General features: G+C 81.3%; 3 protein-coding genes. 2 read left to right on the top strand and 1 reads right to left on the bottom strand.

Annotation, left to right across the window (positions count from 1 at the left end):
- Window positions 1-1,601 (top strand): CHAT domain-containing protein (locus EJA20_RS18190; RefSeq protein ID WP_164984064.1); only part of this gene is annotated, 1,601 nt, incomplete at its 5' end.
- A 50-nt stretch (window positions 1,602-1,651) separates the two neighbouring features.
- Window positions 1,652-2,173: a hypothetical protein gene (locus EJA20_RS18185; RefSeq protein WP_129339916.1), complete on the top strand. Its 522-nt coding sequence runs from the start codon at window positions 1,652-1,654 to the stop codon at window positions 2,171-2,173.
- 31 nt (window positions 2,174-2,204) lie between these two features.
- Here EJA20_RS18185 and EJA20_RS18180 read toward each other — a convergent pair whose 3' ends face one another.
- Window positions 2,205-2,975 (bottom strand): RNA polymerase sigma factor, encoded by a 771-nt coding sequence (locus tag EJA20_RS18180; protein WP_240675640.1) that lies wholly within the window; start codon window positions 2,973-2,975, stop codon window positions 2,205-2,207.
- Window positions 2,976-3,635: the final 660 nt, after the last annotated feature.

Genomic DNA, 3,635 nt, shown 5'->3' with positions numbered 1-3,635 from the left:
GGGCCGACCTCGCCCGCGCGTCGGCGGCACGCCGCGGCGGGCCCGCGGAGGTCCGGGCGCGGGCCTGGCTGGGGGAGGCGCTCCTGCGGGAGGCGTCCGGGGACCGCCGCGGGGCCGCGACGGCGCTGCGGGCCGGCGCACGCGTGCTCGAGGAGCACCGGGCCACGCTCGGCGCGGCCGAGCTGCGGGCGCACGTGACGAGCCACCGCGGCGCGATCGCCCGCGCGGGCCTGCGCCTCGCCCTGGAGGACGGCGACGCGCGGGCCGCCCTCGCCTGGGCCGAGCGCGGGCGGGCGGGCGCCACCCGGCCGCGGCGCGCCCAGCCGCCCGCCGACCCCGTCCTCGCCGACCTGCTGGCCGAGCTCCGCGCCACGGTGACCGAGGTCGAGGAGCGGCGTCACGCCGCGTCCCCGACGGACGCCCTCGTCCGGCGCCAGGTCCTCCTCGAACGGCGGGTCCGCGACCGGTGCCGGGAGGACCCCGGCGCGCCCGGGGCGACGGAGCACCACCCCCCGCTCACCGTCGTGCGCGCGGCGCTCGGGGACGCGGCCCTCGTGGAGTTCGCCGAGCTCGACGGCGTGCTGCACGCGGTCGTCGTCCGGCGCGGCCGGCTGCGGCTGCACCACCTCGGGCCGACGGCGGCGGTGCGGGCGCAGACGGACCTGCTGCCCTTCGCCCTCGGCCGGCTGGCGCTCGGCGCCGGCCGGCCGGCCTCGCGGGCGGCGGCCCTCGCGCTCCTCGAGCGGGCGGGCGCCGTCCTCGACGGGCTGCTCCTGCGCCCCCTGGCGTCCGACCTGGGCGACGCGCCGCTCGTCGTCGTCCCCGGCGGCGCGCTGGCCTCCGTGCCCTGGTCCCTCCTGCCGTCCTGCGCGGGGCGCCCGGTGAGCGTCAACCCGTCGGCCGCCGCCTGGACGGGGGCGTGGGGCCGGACACCGCCGGCGGACGGCCGGCACGTCGTCGTCGCCGGCCCGGGCCTGGCGGGCGCGGACGCCGAGGCCCGGGCCGTGGCCCGGCTGCACCCGGGCGCCCAGGTCCTCGTCGGCGCCGCCGCGACGACCGACGCCGTGGCGGCCTCGTGGGACGGGGCCGCGCTCGTGCACCTCGCGGCGCACGGCCGGGTGCGGGCCGACAACCCGCTGTTCTCCTCCCTCGCCCTGGCCGACGGGCCGTTCACCGTCTACGACCTGGAACGGCTGCGCCGTGCCCCGCACCACGTCGTCCTCGCCGCGTGCGACACCGGCCGCCCGCAGGTCGTCGCCGGCGACGAGGTGCTCGGCGTCACCGCCGCCCTGCTCACGGGGGGGACGGCGACCCTCGTCGCGTCCGTCGCGCCCGTCGCGGACGCGGCGACCGTGGCGCTCATGGAGGCGTACCACGCCGGCCTGCGGCGGGGCCGGCCCCCGGCGGCGGCCCTGGCCGAGGCGCAGCTCGCCGCCCGCGACGGGGAGCCCGCGGTCCGCGCCGCCGCCGCGGGCTTCGTCCTCCTCGGCGACGGGGACCACCCCCTGCCCGGTGTATCGCCGCGCGCCCCGGCGGCTCCGACTGCGACAATGGCCGCGGAGCCGAGCGTGCTCGCGACCCGAGGCCACGAGGGAGGGTGAGGCGCCGGTCCGCCGCAGGTGCGGGGGACACGCAGGTGCCCGGTGACGACATGACCCAGCCACGGTGGTCCGACGACGACGCGCTCCTCGCCGACCTCGCCGCCGCGCTCGCCCACGGCGCCCCGGACGGGCCGGCCGGCCGGACCGCGGGTGCCGCGGGTGCCGCGGGTGCCGCGGGCGCGGCGGCCGACGTGCCGCGCGACGAGCGGGCCGCCCGCGGGGCGCTCACCTGGCGCACGGTCGACGCCGAGCTCGCCGTGCTCGCCCACGACAGCCTCCTGGCGACGGACGGCGCCGCGCGCGCGGTCCCCGAGGCCCGCTTCCTCGTCTTCGAGGGGGACGAGGCCTCCCTCGAGGTCGAGCTGCGCGGCCCCCGCCTCCTGGGTCAGGTGGTCGCCCCCGTCCCCGGGGAGGTCGTCCTGCAGGGGGCCGACGGCACGGAGCACCGGACGACCGCGGACGCGGTGGGGGTGTTCGTGCTCGCGCTGCCCGACGCCCTCGGGCCCGTGCGCCTGCGCTGCGCCACGGGAGGCGCCGACCTCGTCACCGACTGGGTCGTGCTGCGGCCCTGAGGCCGGGTCGGGTCGTGCCGCGGGCCCGGTGTCAGCCGTGCGCGGCGGCGCGCCCGCCGGGGTCGCCGACGCCCGGCGTGGTCCAGGCCGCGACCGCCGGGTGCCGGCGCAGGCGCTCCAGCGCCCGGGCCCGCGTCGGGCCGATGCTCCCGACGGGCATGCGCAGGCGTCGGCTGATCTCCGCGTAGGCCGGCGCCGGGTCGGCCAGGAGCAGGAGCAGGAGGTCGCGGTGCCGCTGCGGCAGCTCGGCGAAGGCGGCCAGGAGCGCCTCGCGCCGCCCCGAGCCGGTCATCGCGTCGAGGACCGTGCCGTCGACGGTCGCGGCGTCCGGGGCGGGGGCCTCGACGAGCTCGCCCCACGAGGTCGGGTCGACCGGGCGCGCGCGCTCGCGCACCCGCAGCGCGCGCAGGCACTCGTGGCGCGTCGTCGTGACGATCCACCCGGGCAGCGCCTGCGGCTCGCGCAGGTCGCCCAGGTGCTCGACGAGCCGCAGCCAGATGGTCTGCGCCACGTCCTCCGCGTCCGAGGGCTGGAGCCGGTACCGCCGGACCACCGAGCGCACCAGCGGCGCGTACCGCTCGACGAGGTGGTCCCAGTCGGCCTGCCGCCCGGCCCGTGCGCCGGCCACGAGGTCGAGCACGGGCGTCGCGCCGTCCTCGTCGGGGGGCGCGTCGTCCGGCGCGTCGTCCGGCGCGTCGGCCGGTCGTGCGGCGGCGCCGGAGCCGCCCTCGGACCCGTCGTCGGACCCGTCGTCCGTGGTGCCGTCCGTCCGGTCGCGGGGACCGGCACCGGGGATCGTCACGGCGCACCCCACCCGCACCTGACAGGCCTCATGGCGTCCTCGTCCCCGACCCGGCGCACGTCCCCTCCGACCCTGCCGGACCTGGGGGCGTAACACGTCCGAGGCTAGCGGAGCGCCCCCTCCGGTGTCCCTCTTTTAGGTGTATCTACGTACACCTCCGGCGCTCCTCCCCACGGGCGTCCCGTCAGGTGCGCGAGGCCCGACCGCACCGCCGTCCCGGCCGCGAGGCGCCGGGGCGACCCGCGCACGGAGGGGACGATGACAGGCACCGGGCACCACGCCGGGCACCACGCCGGGAACGGGGCGGGACGGGGGACCGGGCACGGTCCCGGCCCCGCCCGTCGGCGCGCGCGCCGGGCCGCCGCGGCGCTCGCGCTGGCCTGCGTCCTCGGGCCGCTCGCCGCGTGCGGCGGACCCGGGCCCGACGACGAGGGCCGGGCGGACGCGTCGGGGTCCGCGGGGCCGTCGTCGTCGGCGAGCCGGGAGCCCCGGTCGTCGGCGTCGGCGTCGGCGGACCCGTCCGGCACGCCCGGTGCGGACGCGTCCCCCGGGCCGTCCGGCACGGCCCCCGGGGCCACGACCGCCCCGGGGGCGACGCCCCGCCCGCGCCCGGGTGCCTCGTCGGGCGCGACCGCGGGCCCGCGCCCCTCGCCCGGCACC

The organism is Cellulomonas endophytica (genome assembly GCF_004123805.1).
Taxonomy (GTDB): Bacteria; Actinomycetota; Actinomycetes; order Actinomycetales; family Cellulomonadaceae; genus Cellulomonas; species Cellulomonas endophytica.
This window is presented reverse-complemented; position numbering and strand designations above follow the sequence as displayed.